Source organism: Delftia sp. 60 (assembly GCF_002754395.1).
In the GTDB taxonomy this organism is placed as follows: domain Bacteria; phylum Pseudomonadota; class Gammaproteobacteria; order Burkholderiales; family Burkholderiaceae_C; genus Comamonas; species Comamonas acidovorans.
The window spans coordinates 2,911,344-2,931,320 of record NZ_PEFD01000001.1 but is presented as its reverse complement, the minus strand read 5'-3'; the positions used below and the strand labels follow the sequence as shown (position 1 = coordinate 2,931,320).

16 protein-coding genes and 1 tRNA gene are annotated in these 19,977 nt (G+C 66.5%); 7 read left to right on the top strand and 10 right to left on the bottom strand.

The window, feature by feature from the left end:
* Positions 1-15 precede the first annotated feature (15 nt).
* From CLV01_RS13330 to CLV01_RS13320, 3 genes are all read right to left on the bottom strand, one after another.
* Entirely contained in the window at positions 16-1,509 is a 1,494-nt protein-coding gene (locus CLV01_RS13330) for an NCS1 family nucleobase:cation symporter-1 (protein ID WP_013803149.1), read from the bottom strand.
* Positions 1,510-1,641: 132 nt separating this feature from the next.
* A complete protein-coding gene (preA, locus tag CLV01_RS13325) occupies positions 1,642-2,961 on the bottom strand; it encodes an NAD-dependent dihydropyrimidine dehydrogenase subunit PreA (protein WP_013803150.1) in 1,320 nt (439 codons plus the stop codon).
* Positions 2,962-2,995: 34 nt separating this feature from the next.
* A complete protein-coding gene (locus tag CLV01_RS13320) occupies positions 2,996-4,363 on the bottom strand; it encodes an NAD(P)-dependent oxidoreductase (RefSeq protein ID WP_099734111.1) in 1,368 nt (455 codons plus the stop codon).
* 324 nt (positions 4,364-4,687) lie between these two features.
* Here CLV01_RS13320 and CLV01_RS13315 point away from each other — a divergent pair, with 324 nt between their 5' ends.
* Both CLV01_RS13315 and speG read left to right on the top strand, forming a co-directional pair.
* On the top strand, positions 4,688-5,368 hold the full coding sequence (locus tag CLV01_RS13315; RefSeq protein WP_013803152.1) for a TetR/AcrR family transcriptional regulator: 681 nt from the start codon (positions 4,688-4,690) through the stop codon (positions 5,366-5,368).
* Between the two features lie 4 nt (positions 5,369-5,372).
* The gene (speG, locus tag CLV01_RS13310; RefSeq protein ID WP_012204707.1) at positions 5,373-5,903 is read left to right on the top strand and encodes a spermidine N1-acetyltransferase; all 531 of its coding nucleotides are present in this window, start codon (positions 5,373-5,375) and stop codon (positions 5,901-5,903) included.
* 10 nt (positions 5,904-5,913) lie between these two features.
* Here speG and CLV01_RS13305 read toward each other — a convergent pair whose 3' ends face one another.
* From CLV01_RS13305 to CLV01_RS13290, 4 genes are all read right to left on the bottom strand, one after another.
* The gene (locus CLV01_RS13305; RefSeq protein WP_096915854.1) at positions 5,914-6,327 is read right to left on the bottom strand and encodes a DUF1801 domain-containing protein; all 414 of its coding nucleotides are present in this window, start codon (positions 6,325-6,327) and stop codon (positions 5,914-5,916) included.
* A 130-nt stretch (positions 6,328-6,457) separates the two neighbouring features.
* Positions 6,458-6,534 (bottom strand) — tRNA-Val (locus CLV01_RS13300).
* Between the two features lie 67 nt (positions 6,535-6,601).
* Positions 6,602-8,851: a RelA/SpoT family protein gene (locus CLV01_RS13295; protein ID WP_099734112.1), complete on the bottom strand. Its 2,250-nt coding sequence runs from the start codon at positions 8,849-8,851 to the stop codon at positions 6,602-6,604.
* A complete protein-coding gene (locus tag CLV01_RS13290; protein WP_180288474.1) occupies positions 8,848-9,855 on the bottom strand; it encodes an alpha/beta fold hydrolase in 1,008 nt (335 codons plus the stop codon). Before CLV01_RS13290 ends, CLV01_RS13295 begins: the two co-directional genes overlap by 4 nt.
* A 69-nt stretch (positions 9,856-9,924) precedes the next feature.
* Here CLV01_RS13290 and CLV01_RS13285 point away from each other — a divergent pair, with 69 nt between their 5' ends.
* The gene (locus tag CLV01_RS13285; protein WP_012204702.1) at positions 9,925-10,719 is read left to right on the top strand and encodes a 3-hydroxybutyrate dehydrogenase; all 795 of its coding nucleotides are present in this window, start codon (positions 9,925-9,927) and stop codon (positions 10,717-10,719) included.
* A 72-nt stretch (positions 10,720-10,791) separates the two neighbouring features.
* On the opposite strand, the gene CLV01_RS13280 is transcribed toward CLV01_RS13285, so the two are convergent.
* A complete protein-coding gene (locus tag CLV01_RS13280) occupies positions 10,792-11,538 on the bottom strand; it encodes an SIMPL domain-containing protein (protein ID WP_043819357.1) in 747 nt (248 codons plus the stop codon).
* Between the two features lie 305 nt (positions 11,539-11,843).
* On the opposite strand from CLV01_RS13280, the gene ompR reads away from it, so the two are divergent.
* Positions 11,844-12,581 (top strand): osmolarity response regulator transcription factor OmpR, encoded by a 738-nt coding sequence (gene ompR, locus CLV01_RS13275; protein WP_017404718.1) that lies wholly within the window; start codon positions 11,844-11,846, stop codon positions 12,579-12,581.
* A 104-nt stretch (positions 12,582-12,685) separates the two neighbouring features.
* Complete coding sequence (locus tag CLV01_RS13270; protein WP_012204699.1) at positions 12,686-14,188, top strand: ATP-binding protein; 1,503 nt, start codon at positions 12,686-12,688, stop codon at positions 14,186-14,188.
* Between the two features lie 103 nt (positions 14,189-14,291).
* On the opposite strand, the gene ispF is transcribed toward CLV01_RS13270, so the two are convergent.
* On the bottom strand, positions 14,292-14,771 hold the full coding sequence (gene ispF / locus CLV01_RS13265) for a 2-C-methyl-D-erythritol 2,4-cyclodiphosphate synthase (protein WP_013803157.1): 480 nt from the start codon (positions 14,769-14,771) through the stop codon (positions 14,292-14,294).
* Between the two features lie 16 nt (positions 14,772-14,787).
* A complete protein-coding gene (ispD, locus tag CLV01_RS13260; protein ID WP_099734114.1) occupies positions 14,788-15,618 on the bottom strand; it encodes a 2-C-methyl-D-erythritol 4-phosphate cytidylyltransferase in 831 nt (276 codons plus the stop codon).
* Positions 15,619-15,779: 161 nt separating this feature from the next.
* Here ispD and mfd point away from each other — a divergent pair, with 161 nt between their 5' ends.
* The gene (gene mfd / locus CLV01_RS13255; protein ID WP_063326589.1) at positions 15,780-19,274 is read left to right on the top strand and encodes a transcription-repair coupling factor; all 3,495 of its coding nucleotides are present in this window, start codon (positions 15,780-15,782) and stop codon (positions 19,272-19,274) included.
* A gap of 17 nt (positions 19,275-19,291) precedes the next feature.
* Positions 19,292-19,957 (top strand): hypothetical protein, encoded by a 666-nt coding sequence (locus CLV01_RS13250; protein ID WP_099734115.1) that lies wholly within the window; start codon positions 19,292-19,294, stop codon positions 19,955-19,957.
* The last annotated feature ends 20 nt before the right edge of the window (positions 19,958-19,977 follow it).

Here is a 19,977-nt window from a genome sequence, read left to right as displayed (position 1 = left end):
GTTGGTTGGTCCGGCCTATGCCTTGCTCAGCGCGGGTGCGCCCTTGGTCACCTGGCCTGCCATGCCGATGCGGTAGACCACGCCGGCAATGAACAGGCCGATGAACCATGCGTAGTCATAGGCATGCTTGAAGAAATCACCCACGTTCGGGAATGCAGCGGGGAACGCCGCGTGCAGGAAGCCGGGCAGGTTGGGCGCCACGCCCAGGGCGAAGGCTGCCACGGCCACCCAGTTCCAGCCGTTGGAGTAGCGGTAGACGCCCTCTTCCCTGTACAGGTCTTCCACCACCAGCTGCTTTTTGCGCACCAGGAAATAGTCCACCATCAGAATGCCCGCGATCGGCCCCAGCAGGGCCGAGTAGCCGATCAGCCAGGTGAAGATGTAGCCCTCGGTCGATTCCAGGATCTTCCAGGGCATCATCACGATGGCAATGGCCACCGTCATGTAGCCGCCCACGCGGTAGCTGATCTTCTTGGGCGCCAGGGCGGAGAAGTCATAGGCCGGCCCGACCAGGTTGGCCGCCAGGTTCACGCTCACGGTGTCGATCAGCAGCACGATGAGCGCGATCAGCACGGCCGCCCCCGTCATGCGGCTGGCGACATCCACGGGGTCCCACAGGGCCTTGCCGTAGATCACCACGGTGCCCGATGTCACCACCACCGCCAGCATGGCCAGCAGCCCCATGGGCACGGGCAGGCCGATGGCCTGGCCCACGACCTGGTCCTTCTGCGACTTGGCAAAGCGCGTGAAGTCCGGAATGTTCAAGGCCAGCGTGGCCCAGAAGCCCACCATGGCCGTCAGCGACGGCCAGAACACCGACATGAACTGGCCCGCCTTGGGGCCGCCCGGCGCGTACTGCGAAGGCTGCTCCATGATGGGGCCGAAGCCGCCGGCCTTCTGGTAGACCCATCCCAGCAGCACGAAGCAGATCAGGATCTTGAGCGGCGCAGTCCAGGTCTCCAGCTTGCGGATGGACTCGATGCCATGCACCACGAAGTAGAACTGGATCGCCCAGAACACCAGAAAGCACACCAGCTGCCCCACATTGATGCCCAGGCCCGCGATCTTCTCTCCTTCCAGCGGATGGCCCAGCAGCACGCCCAACAGGGTGTAGATCATCATGCCGCCGAACCAGGTCTGGATGCCGTACCAGCCACAGGCCACCAGGGCCCGCAGCAGGGCGGGCAGCTTGGCCCCGTGGGTGCCGAAGGAGGCACGGGCCAGCACGGCAAAGGGAATGCCGTACCTGGCCCCGGCATGGCCGATGAGCAGCATGGGAATCAGCACGATGAGATTGCCCAGGAACACCGTCATCACCGCCTGCGACCACGACATTCCGTTAGTGATCATGCTGGCGGCCAGCGTGTACGCCGGAATGCACATCACCATGCCTATCCACAGGGCGGCGAAGTGGTACCAGGTCCAGGTTCGCTGGCTAGGCAGCGTGGGTGCGAGGTCGTGGTTCCACAGGCTGCCTGTGGACTCACCGGAATGCGGGGCATGCGACATTGCGAAGCTCCTTCTCGAAGAGAGAAATCACCAATCCATTGCTGATCCAGGGTCTGACCTTTTCCATCAAGCGCATTTCATGCCAGGTCGGCCCGGATGCGGGCCGTGCGCCGACCTGCCGCAATGCCCCCTCTAGCCCTGCGCCGTCACGGCCTGGCGCATGGGGTTGTTCGGATGCGTGGTCCAGTTCGCATACTCCCCGGTGACCGTCTGGCCGGTGCGGGGGTCCACCTCGCCCGGCTGCAGGCTGCGCATGGTGATGCATTCGGGCACGGGGCAGATGGACACGCACAGGTTGCAGCCCACGCATTCGGTGTCATCCACCTCGAACCGGCGCACACCGCCCTCCTTGCTGAAGGTGATGGCCTGGTGGGAGGTGTCCTCGCAGGCCACGTGGCAGCGCCCGCACTGGATGCAGCTGTCCTGGTTGATGACGGCCTTGTCGATGTGGTTGAGGTTGAGGTCCTTCCAGTCCCTGACCGTGGGCACGGCCCGGCCCTGGAAGTCCTCGATGCGCGCAAAGCCGTGCGCGTCCATGTAGTTGGACAGCCCGTCGCACATGTCCTGCACGATGCGAAAGCCGTAGACCATGGCCGCCGTGCATACCTGGACATTGCCGCATCCCAGCGCGATGTATTCGGCCGCGTCCTTCCAGGTGGTGATGCCCCCGATCCCCGAGATGGGCAGGCCCGCCGTCTGCGGATCGCGCGCGATCTCGGCCACCATGTTCTGGGCGATGGGTTTCACGGCCGGGCCGCAGTAGCCGCCGTGCGAGCCCTGGCCATCGGTGCTGGGGTGCATGACCAGGGTGTCCAGGTTCACGCCCATCAGCGAGTTGATGGTGTTGATCAGGGACACCGCATCCGCGCCGCCGGCCTTGGCCGCCCGCGCGGGAAAGCGCACGTCGGTGATGTTGGGCGTGAGCTTCACGATCACGGGCAGCCGGCTGTACTGCTTGCACCACTGCGTGACCATCTGGATGTACTCGGGCACCTGGCCCACGGCCGCGCCCATGCCGCGCTCGCTCATGCCGTGCGGGCAGCCGAAGTTCAGCTCCAGCCCGTCGGCGCCGGTGTCCTCCACCATGGGCAGGATGCGTTTCCAGCTTTCCTCCACGCAGGGCACCATCAGCGAGGCGATCAGCGCGCGGTCAGGCCAGGCCTTTTTCACGCGGGTCATCTCCTCCAGGTTGGTGCGCAGCGGCCGGTCGGTGATCAGCTCGATGTTGTTCAGGCCCATCACGCGCCGGTCCTGCGCCATGAGGGTGGAGTAGCGCGGCCCGTTCACGTTGACCACATGCGGGTCCTCGCCCAGCGTCTTCCACACCACGCCGCCCCAGCCGGCCTCGAATGCGCGGGTGACGTTGATCTCCTTGTCCGTGGGGGGTGCCGAGGCCAGCCAGAACGGGTTGGGGCTGGAAATGCCCAGAAAGCGGCTGCTGATGTCTGCCATGTCGATGCTCCTTGAAAAGCGCGGGCACAGCCGCTCAAACCCCGGCCACCACGGCGCTGGTCAGCGCCTGGTGCATGGCTCGCGCGGCCACCTTGCCGTGCTCCACCGCCTGCACGGTCAGGTCCTGGCCACCGGCGCGGCAGTCGCCGCCGGCCCACACGCGCGGCACGCTGGTGCGGCCTTCGTCGTCGGTGTCGATGCGGCCGTCACGCAAGGCAATGGCCGCGCCCGCCGGCGTGGCGACATAGGTCTGGCCAATGGCCTTGAGCACCATGTCGGCCGGCACGTCGAACACCTCCTGCGTCACCTGCAGCCTGTCGCCCTCCATGCGGGTGCATGCCATGCGCACGCCGCAGACCTTGCCGTCCTGCACCAGGATCTCCTGGGGCGCGGCCCACAGCCGCAGGTTGACGCCATGGGTCTGCGCCCATTCCTGCTCCACCCAGGAGGCGGACAGCGCATCCTTGCCACGGCGGTAGAACATGGTGACCTCGTCGGCGCCCAGCAGCCGGGCCTGCACGGATGCATCCACCGCCGTCATGCCGCCGCCGATCACCACCACGCGCCGGCCCACCGGCACCGTGGATTTGTCGGCCGCCTGGCGGATGTCGGCAATGAAGTCCACCGCATTGCGCAAGCCTTCGGCCTGCGGCTCGGCCGTGCCCAGCGCATTGACGCCCGCCAGGCCCAGGCCGAGAAATACGGCGTCATGCGCCGCCAGCAGCGAATCCAGCGTGAAATCTCGCCCCAGCCGCTGGTTGTTGCGCGGCGTGATCCCGCCCACGGACAGCAGCCAGTCGATTTCCTTCTGCGCAAAATCGCCGGGAGTCTTGTAGCTGGCCAGGCCGTATTCATTGAGCCCGCCCAGCTTGGGCCGGGCATCGAACAGCACCACCTCATGGCCCTGCAGGGCCAGTTGGTGCGCGCATGTCAGGCCGGCAGGGCCAGCCCCGACCACGGCCACCTTGCGGCCCGTGGCGGCGGCACGCTGGAACAGCGGTGCACCATCGGAGGCCATGAAGGCATCGGTCGCATAGCGTTGCAGTGCACCAATTTCGACCGGCTTGTCCTCCTGGGTGTTGCGCACGCAGGCCTGCTCGCACAGCTGCTCCGTGGGACAGACGCGGGAGCACATGCCGCCCAGCGGGTTGGCCGTGAGGATTTCGCGCGCCGCGCCACGGACGTTGTCCTGGGCAATGCGGGCGATGAAGGCCGGCACATCGATGCTGGTAGGGCAGGCCGTGGTGCACGGCGCGTCATAGCAGTAGTAGCAGCGCTCGGCCTCGATCAAGGCCTGGGAACGGTTCAGCGCGGGATGGGCGTCGGAGAAATTGGCCGCGTAATCGGCCAGGTTCAGGCGGCCGGCGGCAATGCCGCAGGCGCGTTGCGCGGGGCTATCCATGGTGCATCCTCCAGAGTCAGGATTGAGGGCGTGAAAGGGGCCGCGGCATGCAGGTGCACGCCGGGCCATCTCGGACAACGCAAGGCGGGCCGCAGGAAGGACTCCTGAACGGCCCCGGATCCAACAACACAGTCTTCGGAGGTTTCATCGTGGTCCTCGCATGTGTAAGTGACGCCTCTTGTCGGGCGCACTGGGGGTGGAACGGAATTTACGCGGGTGAAAAAATTTACCAATCAGTAAAATCACCCAGAAAGTCGTCAGCAAGAAAGATGCCAGACAATCGCACCAAAATGGCGCCACTTATCCCGACTTACCATCTGCGCAATGGCAACCCTTTCTGACAATGCGCCCCCTTCCCTGGCGCGATCGGCCACGCGCAAACCCACGGCTGCACGCCTGCGCAAGGAACTGAACATCCTGCAGACGGCCGAGCTTCACTTTGCGCAATACGGCTTCGAAGGCGCATCGCTGGAACTGATCGCGCACGACGCCGGCCTGAGCCGCCACAACCTGCTGTACTACTTCGCCAGCAAGGAGGAGCTGTACCTGCGCGTGCTGGGCGACGTGCTGACGCAGTGGCTGGCCGGCATGTCCGACCTGCTGCGGGGCGACGACCCTGCGGAGGCCCTGCGCATCTACATCCGGGCCAAGCTGCAGTCCTCGCGCGAGCGGCCCCATGGCTCCCGTGTCTTCACGCGCGAGGTGATGGCCGGCGCGCCCCGCTTCGGACAGGCCATAGCGAGCCAGGTGGGCCCGGCGCTGGCGGCGGACGTGCAGGCCTTCGAGCGCTGGGTGGCGCAGGGCAAGATTGCCCGCGTGGATTTCACCCACCTGATGTTCATCCTCTGGTCCGTGACCCAGGCCTATGCCGATCAGCAGGCCCAGTTCGCGCTGCTGCTGGGCCGGCCGGAACTGACCGCCGACGACTACGACACGGCGGCCGATCTGATCTACCGGCTGGTAATCCGTGGCCTGCAGCCGGATACCGCGGCTCTCGCACAATGAGCGCATGAATCACAGCATCCGCCTGAGACCCCTGGAGCGCGAAGATCTGCGCTCCGTGCATCTGCTCAACAACAATGCCGCCATCATGCGCTACTGGTTCGAGGAGCCCTACGAGACCTTCGACGAGCTTTCCGCGCTCTACGACGCCCACGTGCACGACCAGACCGAGCGCCGCTTCATCGTCGAGCACCAGGGCGATCGCGCCGGTCTCGTCGAGCTGGTGGAGATCGACCTGATCCACCGGCGCGCCGAATTCCAGATCATCATCGCCCCCGAGCAGCAAGGCCAGGGCATCGCAGCCCAGGCAACGCGGCTGGCGCTGGACTATGGCTTCAAGACGCTCAACCTGCACAAGATCTTTCTCCATGTGGACCAGGAGAACGAGAAGGCCATCCACATCTACGCGCGCATAGGCTTCGTGCAGGAAGGCGTGCTGATCGACGAGTTCTTCGCCAACGGCCAGTACCGCAACGCCATCCGCATGTACCTGCTGCAAAACGACTACCTGCAGGCACAGGCCGGCATCGGCACCTGAGCGGGGACCTTCATCCTTTCGGCGACCTCTTCCTGGCAGCCGCCTCGTTGAGGGCGGCTGCCTCGCGCACCAAGTCCTTGAACGCTTGCGCATCGATCTCCTCGCCCTCGCGGATATCGATGGCACGGCGCACCTTGCCTTCAAGGCTGGCGTTGAACAGGTGCTGCGGGTCGGCCAGCGATGCGCCTTTGGGAAAGGTGAGCTTCACGGCCGATTGGTAGGCCTCGCCCGTGCACAGAATGCCACTGCACGACCAGACCGGCACCGACCATTTCCACTCTTCCGCCACGTCCGGAAGCGCTTGCACGATGAGCCGGCGCACATGCGCCAGCACCTCGCCGCGCCAGCCGCCCAGCTCGGCAATGCGCTGGTTGATCAATACGCTGGCCGACGCGGCCGCCTCGGGCGAAACTGTCTTGATCATCCATGTCTCCCAAAGTGATGCATGTTCGATCACAAGACAGGCCAAGGCAAGACCACAGGGAGAACGCACAAACAAAAAAGCCTTCTGAGTGATCAGAAGGCTTTTTGCATTCCATCTGGCAATGGAAAATTGGTAGGCGCGATTGGACTCGAACCAACGACCCCCACCATGTCAAGGTGGTGCTCTAACCAGCTGAGCTACGCGCCTGTGTTTGTTCGAGAAAGCGATTCTAGCACGGCTTTTTCAGCCTCCAGGCAAAAATGCCTGAACATGCTCAACGCCGCCGCGCTGAACGCACGCCCGCCACGGCGGCCACGATGCCCAGCACCTTGCTCAGGCGGCCCGAATCGGCCACCTCCACGGTGAAGGTCATCCAGGCCGTTCCCTTGACGGACTGGGTCTGCACGCCAATGACATTGGTCTTTTCGCGTGCAAAGACTTCCGAGATATCGCGCAGCAGGCCCTGCCGGTCCGCCGCTTCCACGGACACATCGACCGGGTAGACGGCCGAAGCCACGGTGGCCGCCTTGGGCTGGCCCCAGGCCACGTCGATCACGCGCTCGGAATTGCGCGCCGCCATCTCGCGGAAGTTGGAGCAGTCGGAGCGGTGCACGCTCACGCCCTTGCCGCGCGTGACGAAGCCCCGGATGTCGTCCGGCGGCGCAGGCTTGCAGCACTTGGCCAGCTGGGTCATCAGCGAGTCCACGCCAACGACCAGCACGCCACCCTTGGGCGAGTCCGTGCCGCGCGCCTTGCGCACCGGGGAGAATTCCTCGACTTCTTCCTCCGCCTCGACCGGTCGCAGCACGGTCTCGATGTTGCGCAGCGAGTATTCATCCTTGCCGACGACTTCGAACAAGGCATCGGCCGATTTGAAGCCGAGCTGCACCGCCAGCTCCTCCAGCTTGACGGCGGTCTTGCCCTCGCGCTGCAGCAGTTTCTCGACCGCCTCGCGGCCGCGCGCCACGGTCTCGTGCGTGGCCTGGGCATTGAACCAGGCACGCACCTTGGCCTTGGCACGGTTGCTGGTCAGGTAGCCGAGGTCGGCGTTGAGCCAGTCGCGCGAGGGGCGGCCTTCCTTGACCGTGGTGATCTCTACGGTCTGGCCGTTTTGCAGCGGTGTGTTCAGCGGCACCATGGCGCCGTCCACGCGCGCGCCGCGGCAGCGGTGGCCCAGGCTGGTGTGCACCGAGTAGGCAAAGTCCACGGGCGTTGCGCCCTGCGGCAGCTCGATGACCGCCGCATCGGGGGTGAGCACGTAGATGCGATCCTCGAACAGGCCGCGATGGTGCGCGCCCGCCAGGTCGCTGCCCCAGGCCAGCAGCTGGCGCAGCACGGCGATCTTGGCGTCGTACTCGCTGCTGGCGGTGACGCCCGCGTATCCCTTGGTGCCCGCCTCCTTGTAGGCCCAGTGGGCCGCCACGCCGTGCTCGGCATGGTCGTGCATGGCCTGGGTGCGGATCTGGATCTCAATGGCACGGCCCGTCTCGTCGCGCACCACGGTGTGCAGCGACTGGTAGCCGTTGGGCTTGGGCTTGGCGATGTAGTCGTCGAACTCCGCCTCGATGGGCGTGAACTGCTCATGCACCCAGGACAGGGTGGCGTAGCAGTCCTTGATCGTGGGCACGACGACACGCATGGCGCGGATGTCGAAGACCTGGTCGAAGTTCAGCGACTTGCCGCGCATCTTCTTGACGATGCTGTAGATGTGCTTGGGCCGGCCCTGCACCGTGGCGCTGATGCTGTGCGCACGCAGATCGGCCTCCAGCCGCGCCCGCATCTGCTCCATGTAGGCCTCGCGCTCCACGCGCTTTTCATCGAGCAGGCGGGCCACTTCACGGTAAGTCTCGGGCTCCAGGAAGCGCAGGGACAGATCCTCCAGCTCCCACTTGATCTGCCAGATGCCCAGGCGGTTGGCCAGCGGCGCGAACACCGTCAGCGCCTCGCGCGCAATGCCGGGAGAGACCGGGCGCTTGCTGGCCGCGTAGTAGCGCAGCGTCTGCAGGCGCGAGGCCAGCCGCAGCAGCACGACGCGCAGATCGCGCGAGAAGCCCAGCAGCATCTTGCGCACGTTCTCGGTCTGCGTGGCCTCATCGTCCAGATACTGGCCGCCCAGCTCGGCGCCGCGCGCCTGCTGCTGCACGCGCATGAGCTTGTTGGTTTCCACCGCCAGGGTGGCGAAATTCTCGCCAAAGGCCTTGGCGATCACTTCCTGCGGGCGATTCAGGTGCACGCTGGCATGCACCAGATAGATCGCCGCCTGCATCGTTTCGGAGCCACCGATGGTCTTGAGGATGGCGGCCACCGCATCGGCATGGGCCATCGTGTTCTCGCCGGACTCCATGGTCTCGGTGGCGATCAGCGGCTCGGCAAAGCTGCGCGCGCGGGCCAGCGCGTTGACCTGTTCGGGCAGGGTCTGCGACGTGGCCGTGATCAGGTGCGGCAGCACCGCCGGCACCTGGCCCGGCGCGGCTGCGGCGGGCGAAGGCGCCTGCACGGCGGCCTCGCTGCTGGCGGTCTTCATTCGTCACTCCCCCTGGCCTGCTCGGCAAGATTCATGGTGCTTGGCAAGCGCTCTTCTCCCCATAAGAACCGGCACAGCAAGGCCACCTGCCCTGCTGCGACGAAGGTGGGCGCATGCCCCACCCCTTCAAATTCCACGCAATGCGCCTTCGGGCCGCGCTGCGCCATGGCCTGCGCCGTGGCCGCAGTCAGCAGATCGGACTGCGCACCACGAACTAGCAAGACGCGTGCCTTGATCTGGTCATACAGCTGCCACAGCAGCGCTTCGCCGGCCTGGGCCATCTCGGGCGTCATCTGCTGCAGGGACACTGCAATCTGAGGGTCATAGTGCAAGACAAGGCCGCCATCGGCGGCCGGCCGCATCATAGGTCGCGTCAATCGCAACCATTGCCCTTCGCTATGTGGGCCGAAGCCTTCGGAAATCAAGAGCAGCGCATGGGCTGCCTGTTCAAGATTTTCAAAATGCACGCCCTTGCCCAGGTACTGACCTATGCGCTCCAGGGCAGACCACTCGATGACAGGCCCCACATCGTTGAGCACCAGCCTGCGGATGGGCGCCGGCAGCGGCAGCCCCGGCTGGCCTGCAAGCGCCATGCCGATCAGCCCGCCCATGCTGGTGCCCACCCAATCCAATTGTTCGACGGGCGCCTGCGCATGCACCTGGGCCAGCAAGGCCAGCATGTCGGCTGCGTAAAGAGGCACCTGGTAGGCGGCCGGATCCTGCAGCCAGTCGCTTTCGCCACGCCCGACCACGTCGGGGCAGATCACGCGGGCGCGTTCGCTGAGCCGCTCGGCCAGCACGTCGAAGTCACGCCCCTGGCGCGACAGGCCGTGCACGCAGACCACGACATGGGGATGGTTCGGATCGCCGGTGCGATTCCATTCCCAATAGGCCATGCGGTGCGACGCATTCTCTTGAGCAGCCGGGCTGGCAGTACGGCTCCAGGGTGAGGCACGCCCGGCAACTGCCGGGCAGGATACGTAGTTCAGCGTAGGATGATTCATGGAAACGCATTCGCGGAGCCGGCGCCGATAATGGCTGTGTTGCATCGTACATTCATTCGGAGACTCTCTATGTTGAAAGGCAAGACCGCCCTCGTGACCGGTTCGACCAGCGGAATCGGCCTCGGGATCGCGAAGGCGCTGGCCCGCCAGGGCGCCAATATCGTGCTCAATGGTTTCGGCGATGTGGACGGCCCGCGGGCCGAAGTGCTGGCCGCAGGCCAGGCCGCAGGTGCCCAGGTCGCCTACCACGGTGCCGACATGAGCCGCGTGGCAGACATCGAGGACATGGTCCAGTACAGCGTGCGCAACTTCGGCCAGATCGACATCCTCGTGAACAATGCCGGCATCCAGCACGTGGCGCGCGTGGAAGACTTCCCGCCCGAGCGCTGGGATTCCATCATCGCCATCAACCTGTCCAGCGCCTTCCACACCTCGCGCCTGGTCCTGCCCATGATGCAGGCGGCCGATGGCGGCAAGGGCTGGGGCCGCATCATCAACGTGGCTTCGGTGCACGGCCTCGTGGGCTCGGCGCAGAAGTCCGCCTATGTGGCGGCCAAGCACGGCATTGTCGGGCTGACCAAGGTCACGGCGCTGGAGAACGCCACCTCCGGCATCACCTGCAACGCCATCTGCCCCGGCTGGGTGCTGACGCCGCTGGTGCAAAAGCAGGTGGACGCCAAGGCCGAGCAGCACGGCATCAGCAACGAAGAAGCCAAGAAGCTGCTGCTGGGCGAAAAGGAACCCTCGATGCAGTTCACCACGCCCGAGGAGCTTGGCGAACTGGCCGTGTTCTTCTGCTCGCCCGCCGCAGCCAACGTGCGCGGCGTGGCCTGGAACATGGATGGCGGCTGGGCTGCGCAGTAATCGGAGCCAGACAGGACCACTGCCAAAAAAGGAGCGCCACGGCGCTCCTTTTTTCATGGATGGGTCACCCGGTCAGTACATCTGCACCGAGCCCGACACGTGGACCATCACCTGCGCCTTGCCCGCTTCCACGGACACGGCATCCATTTCCGCGCCGGCGGCCTTGGCGGACATGGCCATCATGCGCGGACGCGGCATGGGCACCGAGGTATCGCTGCTGCTCACGTTGACCTCGCGCAGGCTGTAGTTGGCAAAGCCGAAGCTCTTGGACAGCGTGGTGGCACGCTGCTTGAACTGTTCGATGGCCTTGGCCTGGGCCTCGCCCTCGACCTTTTCACGGGCCTCGCGCGACAGGCCGAAGCCCACTTGCGACAGCGTCATGTCCTGCACCTGTGCCGCCGTCTGCGTGATGCGCGCGAAGTCGCGGCCCTGCAGAAGAATCTCGGCGCGGCCCTGCCAGCCTTCCACCTTGTTGTCCTTGCCATAGCGCGGATAGATGCCGAAGCTGCCGGTGCTCACATCCATCTGGCCCGACTGGGCGCTGCGCTTGGTCACGGCCATGGCGGCCTCGACCACTTTCTGCAGCTGGGACTGGACCGTGGCCGCATCGCGCCCTTCGCGCGTGGCCGACAAGGTGGCGGTCAGCAGGTCCTGCACCACATCCACCGAGCCTTCTGCAGACAACTGCACCACATTGGCCGGCTGTGCCTGCGCCGAGGCGGCGTTCTGCGCCCAGGCACCGCTGGCACAGGCCAGCGCAGTGGCCGCGACCACGGACTTGACCCAGGGGCGGGACAGCTGTTTGGAAAGCTTGCTCATGCGTTCACCCTTTGAAATGAAAGGTAGTTCAGGGATACAACTGCATGCCGCCCTTTCGCTACGGCATGCCGCCAGATAGTGACAGGTGTGGAGCCGTTCAGGCCTATTCGCCCCGTCATTCACAACATTATTGCAACGATAAATGCATCAACGCGGAGAACCCATAGTTAAATATTCTAAAGACACATTTTCCGTTCTAAATTTAAACGCAACATCTGTAACACACGGCAAAAGTTCGGGGTTTTGACCAGACTTTTCAGCGCAAGCTGGTAACAATGGCGGCTGTTACAAATGACCGACCGAGGATGAACATGGCCACTACGACCAACCGCACCGACAAGATCTTGGTGGTGGATGACGATGCGCGCATCCGCGACCTGCTGCGCCGCTACCTGACGCAGGAAGGCTTCGAGATCATGATTGCCGAAGATGGCAAGGCGCTGAACCGCATCCTGCTGCGCGAAACAGTGGACCTGATCGTGCTTGACCTGATGATGCCCGGCGAGGATGGCCTGTCCATCTGCCGCCGCCTGCGCTCGGCCAATGACCGCACGCCCATCATCATGCTGACCGCCAAGGGCGAGGATGTGGACCGCATCGTGGGCCTGGAAGTGGGCGCCGACGACTACCTGGGCAAGCCCTTCAACCCCCGCGAACTGCTGGCCCGCATCCATGCCGTGCTGCGCCGCCGCCCGCCGCAGGAAGCGCCGGGCGCGCCCTCCGGCGACAACGAGGTGGTGAGCTTCGGCCCCTTCACCTTCGACCTGGGCACGCGCGTGCTGCAAAAGAACGGCGAGGAACTGCCGCTGACCACGGGCGAATTCGCCATGCTCAAGGCCCTGGTGCGCCACCCGCGCCAGCCGCTGTCGCGCGAGAAGCTGGCCCTGCTGGCGCGCGGCCGCGAGTTCGAGCCCTTCGACCGCAGCCTGGACGTGCAGGTCTCGCGCCTGCGCAAGCTGATCGAGGAAGATGCTGCCGCACCGCGCTATATCCAGACGGTCTGGGGTGTGGGCTACGTGTTCGTACCCGATGGCGCGAACTGATCGATAGATAGTCCGCTGGCCTGCACCCGAGACAACCGGTAACGCAGGCTGGCCGGCACAGGCGTAATCTCGCAGCCGGCCCCTAGAATGACGAACCGCATTCCATGAGTTCCTTCACCGTCCCGCCCCACGACGCCACCAGCCCTGCGCCGCTCGACTACGAGCGGCGCATGACTGCGCGCTCTCCGCTGGGACTCAATCTTTTCTGGCGTACCTTCTGCCTGCTGGCCCTGCTGCTGGTGGGCAGCATCCTGGCGTGGCTGCAGACGCTGCGTGCCTTCGAGTTCGAGCCGCGCACGCTGCACACCGCCCAGCAGATCGCCTCGCTGGTCAACCTCAGCCGCGCGGCCCTGGTGCATTCGGATGCCATCAACCGTGTCTCGCTGATCAAGACCATGGCCGACCAGGAAGGCGTGCGCATTCTGCCGCGCGAGCCTGGCGACAGCTTCGAGCTGCTGGACCAGAGCACGCTGGGCAAGCGCCTGACCGAAGAACTCACGCGCCGCCTGGGCTACGGCACCATCGTGGCGCGCAGCGTCAATGGCGAACCGGGGCTGTGGGTGGGCTTCACCATCAATGGCGACCGCACATGGCTGCTGATGGACCGCTCGCGCTTCACGCCGGCCAGCGGGCGCACCTGGCTGATCTGGCTGATCACGGCCGGCCTGCTGTCCCTGGCGGGGGCGGCAGCCATCGCGCGCCTGATCAACCGGCCGCTCAAGCAGTTGAGCTATGCGGCCAACCGCGTGCGAGATGGCGACTTCGACGCCAGCCAGCTCGATGAGGAAGCCGTCACCAGCGAGATCCGCGAGGTCAATATCGGCTTCAACCGCATGGCGCAGAAACTGGCCCAGCTGGAGCAGGACCGCGCGGTGATGCTGGCTGGCATCTCCCACGACCTGCGCACGCCGCTCGCCCGCCTGCGACTGGAGACCGAGATGAGCGTGGTGGACGACGTGGCGCGCGAGCACATGGTGGCCGACATCGTGCAGCTTGACGCCACCATCGACAAATTCCTGGACTACGCCCGCCCCGACCATGTGACCCTCAATCCGGTGAACCTGCATGCCGTGGTCTCTTCCTGCGTCTATGCGGTGCAGGACCACCGCGAGCTGCAGATCAGCATGGCCGTGCCCGAAGGCGTCTATGTGCTGGCCGACGAGGTGGAACTGGCGCGCGTGATCTCCAACCTGTTCGAGAACGCTCGCCGCTACGGCAAGACGCCCGAGACCGAAACCACCCACGTGGACGTGACGGCATCGGAGCGCGAAAGCTGGGTCGTGATCCGCATCCGCGACCATGGCCGTGGCGTGCCGCCCGAGCAGCTGGCCAGCCTGACCCAGCCCTTCTTCCGTGGCGACTCCGCGCGCACGGCCGCAGCGGGCGCGGGCCTGGGCCTGTCCATCGTGGACAAGACGGTGCAGCGCATGGGCGGCGTGTTTGCGCTGTCCAACTCCTCCACGGGCGGGCTGGTTGCCCATGTGCAGTTGCAGCGTGCCTCGGGCGTGGCCAAGGGTGCCGAGCCCGAGCAGCGTCTGCAGCGCCCGCAGATCAAGCGCCAGCTGCCCCCGCGCGCGCAGGACGGCGCCCTGGACGGAGAAGACTGAGTACGCAGCGCACGTTCGTCAGATACGTTCGGCAGATACAAAGGCCCCGGCGATCGTTGACCGATCGCCGGGGCCTTTTGCCATGGGGACGGTACCCCGCTGGTCAGGCGCGGAACAGCAAGGCGGCGGCGCGCGCCTCCATGGCCTGTTGCTGGCCCACGGGCCCGAGCTTCTCGGCCGTCTTGGCCTTGACGTTGACCTGGTCCAGCGCCAGGCCCAGCGCCGTGGCGATGCGCTCGCGCATGGCAGGAATGTGCGGCGCCAGCTTGGGGGCCTGGGCAATGATGGTGCTGTCGATGTTGCCAATCTCCAGGCCCGTGGCGCGCACGCGGCGCGCAGCTTCCACCAGCAGCACCAGCGAATCGGCGCCACGGAATTCGGGGTCGGTGTCGGGGAAATGCCGGCCGATGTCGCCCAGCGCCGCGCCGCCCAGCAGCGCGTCGGTGATGGCGTGCAGCAGCACGTCGGCATCGGAGTGGCCCAGCAGCCCCAGTTCATGCGGCACCTCGATGCCGCCCAGGATCAGCTTGCGCCCGGGCACCAGGGCATGCACGTCCCAGCCCTCGCCAATACGAAAATTCATGTGAAACATTCCAGGTTCAGAAAAACGGATTGCCCGACGCCTGCGGCTGGTCGCGCTTGCCACGGTAGCGTTCCAGCGTCGCGCCATGCGCGCGCTGCGACAGCACGGCGGCAGCCAGCGCAAAGTCGTCGGGATAGGTGACCTTGAAGTTCTGCGCGCCGCCGGGCACCAGGCGCGGGCGCTGGCCCACGGCCTCCATGGCGCTGGCCTCGTCGGTCACGGCCGATCCCGCGTGCTCCAGGGCGTCAAGCAGCGGCGCGATGCGAAACATCTGCGGCGTCTGCGCCAGCCATTTGTCGCTGCGGTCCACCGTGCCCGCCACGCGCACCCCGCCAGGCCCGGTCACGGCCGTCTTGAGCGTGTCGGGCAGCTTGTGCGCCAGCAGGCCGCCCACGGCATCGTGCTCGCAGGCGTCGATCAGGGCATCGATCAGTTCGGGCGTCACCAGGCAGCGCGCGGCGTCGTGCACCAGCACCCAGTCGTGCGCGCTCGCACCGCGCACCAGCAGCTCCTTCAGGCCGTTGGTCACGGATTCGGCCCGCGTGGCGCCGCCGCAGGCCGCCGTGGAGTAGCGCGTGGGCGACGGGCCCGGCAGGCCCTGGCGCCAGAAATCATCGCCAGGCGCGATCACCACCAGAGTGTGGTGCACGCGCGCTGTGCCCGCAAAGGCGGCCAGTGTGTGCGCCACCATGGGCGCACCGGCCACCAGGTGGTATTGCTTGGGCAGTTCAGGCGCAGGCGCATCGGGTGCGATGGCGCGCGAGCCCGTGCCCGCACAGGGGATCAAGGCCCACAGGCGGGCCGGCTCCAGGGACGCGGGCGCAGCCGCCGCAAGCAGATCTTTCATGGAGGCGCATTGTAGTGACGGCCATGCGCCACCATGGACATGCGGGCATGCCTGCATGGCCGCCATGCGTGCTGGCTAAAATGGTTCGATACCCCTCTGCGCGTGCCGAGGGGTTTTGTCGTTACTTCGCCCAGGCGCTGCGGCGCCCACGTCCAAGCACCATGGAACTGCCCAAGCTCACTCCCGGAAAACGCTTCACCCTGCCCCGCCCCGTGGGCAGCGCCGACGCCCTGCTGCTGGCCCGCCTGGGCGAGCGCGAGAAGGCTGCTGGCCGGGTGACGGCCATCGTCACGGCCGACGCCTCGGATGCCCAGCGGCTGATCGACGAGATGGCCTTCTTCGCCCCGGGCCTGCGCTGCGCGCTGTTCCCCGACTGGGAGACCCTGCCCTACGACAGCTTCTCTCCCCACCAGGACCTGATCAGCGAGCGCCTGGCCACGCTGTGGCGCATCAACCAGCGCGACAAGGAGCATGGTGCCGACGTGGTGCTGGTGCCCGCCACCACGGCGCTGTACCGGCTGGCGCCGCCCTCCTTCCTGGCCGGCTACACCTTCGAGTTCAAGAGCGGCCAGAAGCTGGACGAGGCCAAACTCAAGGCCCAGCTGACGCTGGCCGGCTACCAGCATGTCTCCCAGGTGGTCAGCCACGGCGAGTACGCGGTGCGCGGCGGCCTGATCGACCTGTTTCCCATGGGCTCGCTGCAGCCCTACCGCGTGGATCTGTTCGACGACGAGATCGACTCCATCCGCACCTTCGACCCCGACACCCAGCGCAGCCTCTACCCCGTGCCCGAGGTGCGCCTGCTGCCCGGCCGCGAGTTCCCCATGGACGAGGACGCGCGCGCCAAGTTCCGCCAGCGCTGGCGCGAGCTGCTGGAGGGCGACCCCACGCGCAGCCGCATCTACAAGGACATGGGCCAGGGCATTGCCACGGCCGGCATCGAGTACTACCTGCCGCTGTTCTTCGACGAAACGGCCACCGTGTTCGACTACCTGGGCGCCGATGCCACCGTGGTGATGCATGGCGACCTGGAGCCGGCCTTCCAGCGCTTTTGGCAGGACACCAAGGAGCGCTTCCGCCTGGTGCAGGGCGACCCCGAGCGCCCGGCCCTGCCGCCCGAGGTGCTGTTCCTGTCCGCCGACCAGTTCTACACGCGCGCCAAGGAGCACGCTCAGCTCGCGCTGCGCCCAGGCACCGAGGACGTGGCCGACAGCGCCATCTTCCAGAAGCTGGAGGACCTGTCGGTGGTGCGCGGCGCGGAAGACCCGCTGGCGCGCCTGCAAAAGCACATTGCCAGCAGCGCCCACCGCATCCTGCTGCTGGCCGAGTCCGATGGCCGGCGCGAAAGCCTGCTGGACTTCTTCCGCGCCTCGGGCGTGAACCCGCCGGTCTTCGACTCGCTGGCCGAGTTCCAGGGCGATGCGGGCGAGAAGGTGGGCATTGCCACGGCCGGCCTGATGAACGGCTTTGCCTGGGTGGAGGAAGGCCTGGACTTCGTCACCGAGACGGAGCTGTTCGCCACCAGCCCCACGGGCCGCAGGCGCCGCCGCCAGGAGCAGGTCAGCGATGTGGAGGCGCTGATCAAGGACCTGTCCGAACTCAAGGTGGGCGACCCCGTGGTGCATTCGGACCACGGCATCGGCCGCTACCAGGGCCTGGTCAACATGGACATGGGCCAGAAGAACCCTGACGGCACGCCGGCCGTGCAGGAGTTCCTGCACCTGGAGTACGCGGGCAACGCCGTGCTCTACGTGCCCGTCAGCCAGTTGCAGCTGATCAGCCGCTACACGGGCGTCTCGCCGGAGGACGCGCCGCTGCACAAGCTCGGCGGCACGCAGTGGGAAAAGGCCAAGCGCAAGGCGGCCGAGCAGGTGCGCGACTCGGCAGCCGAGCTGCTGAACATCTACGCACGCCGCGCCGCACGCCAGGGCCATGCCTTCCGCTACTCGCCCCAGGACTACGAGCAGTTCGCCAACGACTTCGGCTTCGAGGAAACGGCGGACCAGCGCGCCGCCATCCACGCCGTGATCCAGGACATGATCAGCCCCCAGCCCATGGACCGCCTGGTCTGCGGCGACGTGGGCTTCGGCAAGACCGAGGTGGCGCTGCGCGCGGCCTTCGTGGCCATCACGGGCGGCAAGCAGGTGGCCTTCCTCGCGCCCACCACGCTGCTGGCCGAGCAGCACTACCAGACCCTGGTGGACCGCTTCTCCAAGTGGCCGATCAAGGTGGCCGAAGTCTCGCGCTTTCGCTCGGGCAAGGAGATCACGGCGGCCGTCAAGGGCATTGCCGACGGCTCGGTGGACATCGTCGTGGGCACGCACAAGCTGCTGTCGGAGTCCACGCAGTTCAAGAACCTGGGCCTGCTGATCATCGACGAGGAGCACCGCTTCGGCGTGCGCCACAAGGAAGCCATGAAGGCCATGCGCGCCGAGGTGGACGTGCTCACGCTGACGGCCACGCCCATCCCGCGCACCATGGGCATGGCGCTGGAAGGCCTGCGCGACCTGTCCGTCATCGCCACCGCGCCCCAGCGGCGCCTGGCCATCAAGACCTTTGTGCGCAACGAGGGCACGGGCGTGATCCGCGAGGCCGTGCTGCGCGAGCTCAAGCGCGGCGGCCAGTGCTACTTCCTGCACAACGAGGTCGAGACCATCGAGAACCGCAAGCAAAAGCTCGAGGAAATCCTGCCCGAGGCACGCATTGCCGTGGCCCACGGCCAGATGCCCGAGCGCGAGCTCGAACGCGTGATGCGCGACTTCGTGGCCCAGCGCTACAACATCCTGCTGTGCTCGACCATCATCGAGACCGGCATCGACGTGCCCAGCTCCAACACCATCCTCATCAGCCGCGCCGACAAGTTCGGCCTGGCCCAGCTGCACCAGCTGCGCGGCCGCGTGGGCCGCAGCCACCACCAGGCCTATGCCTACCTGATGGTGCCCGACCTGGACAGCCTGACCAAACAGGCCCAGCAGCGGCTGGAGGCCATCCAGCAGATGGAGGAACTGGGCTCGGGCTTCTACCTGGCCATGCACGACCTGGAGATCCGCGGCGCCGGCGAGGTGCTGGGCGAGAACCAGAGCGGCAACATGATGGAGGTGGGCTTTCAGCTCTACAACGAGATGCTGTCCGAGGCGGTGCGCAGCCTCAAGGCCGGCAAGGAGCCCGATCTGCTCAGCCCGCTGTCGGCCTCCACCGACATCAACCTGCACGCGCCGGCCCTGCTGCCCAACGACTACTGTGGCGACGTGCACCTGCGCCTGTCTTTCTACAAGAAACTGGCCACGGCCCGCACCAGCGACCAGATCGACACCCTGCTCGAAGAAATCGTGGACCGCTTCGGCAAGCTGCCGCCCCAGGCGCAGACGCTGATCGACGTGCACCGCCTGCGCGTGCTGTCCCAGCCCTACGGCGTGGTCAAGGTGGATGCAGCGCCCGGCGTCATCAACATCACCTTCAAGCCCCAGCCACCTGTGGACCCGATGGCCATCATCCACCTCATCCAGAAGAACAAGCACATCAAGCTGGCCGGCAACGAGAAGCTGCGCATCGAGCGTGCCCTGGACAACCCCAAGGACCGTGCCCAGATGGTGCGCGACGTGCTGCGCAGCCTGGGCCAGCCGCTGGTGGAGGCGAAGGCGGCCCAGCCCGCATAGAACGCGTCGTTCCAGCCATGTTCCTCGAAGCGAGCATCGCCCTGCTGGCCCTGGCCACCGCGCTGTGGCTGCGCCCCTGGCGCATGCTGGCCGGCCGCCCGGGTCCGGGCGGCCCGCAGGACCGCGTTGCCTCGCCCCTGGTCACGCCGCTGCTGGGCGTGCTCGTGCTGCTGCCCTGGATCTGGGCCCTGCCCACGCTGCACCGCATGCCGCTGCAACTGCAGTGGTCATCGGCGCCGCTGGTGGTGCTCATGCTGGGCTGGCCTCTGGCCGTGCCGCTGCTGCTCATCGTGGGCGGGCTGGCCGCCCTGCTGTCGCCGGCCCTGGGCTGGGGCGATGCGCTGGGCATCTCGGTCTGGCAGGGCATCGTGCCCGCCACGCTGGCCATGCTCTGGGGCGCGGCGCTGCGGCGCTGGCTGCCGCACCAGATCTTTGTCTACATCCTCGCCCGCGGCTTTGCGGGCACGGTGCTGTGCGTCTTCATCGCCGCGCTGCTGGCCCAGGCGGCGGGCCACGCCCTGCCCGGCGTCAACGAGGATCTGTCACGCATCGCGCGCTGGCTCATGGCCTGGGGCGATGCCGTGGTCACCGGCATGGTCACCGCCATCTTCGTGGTGTTTCGCCCCCAATGGCTGGCCACCTGGTCGGACGCCATCTACCTGCGCCAGCCGCCCGCAGCCTGACGGCAGGCCCGCCACTGGAT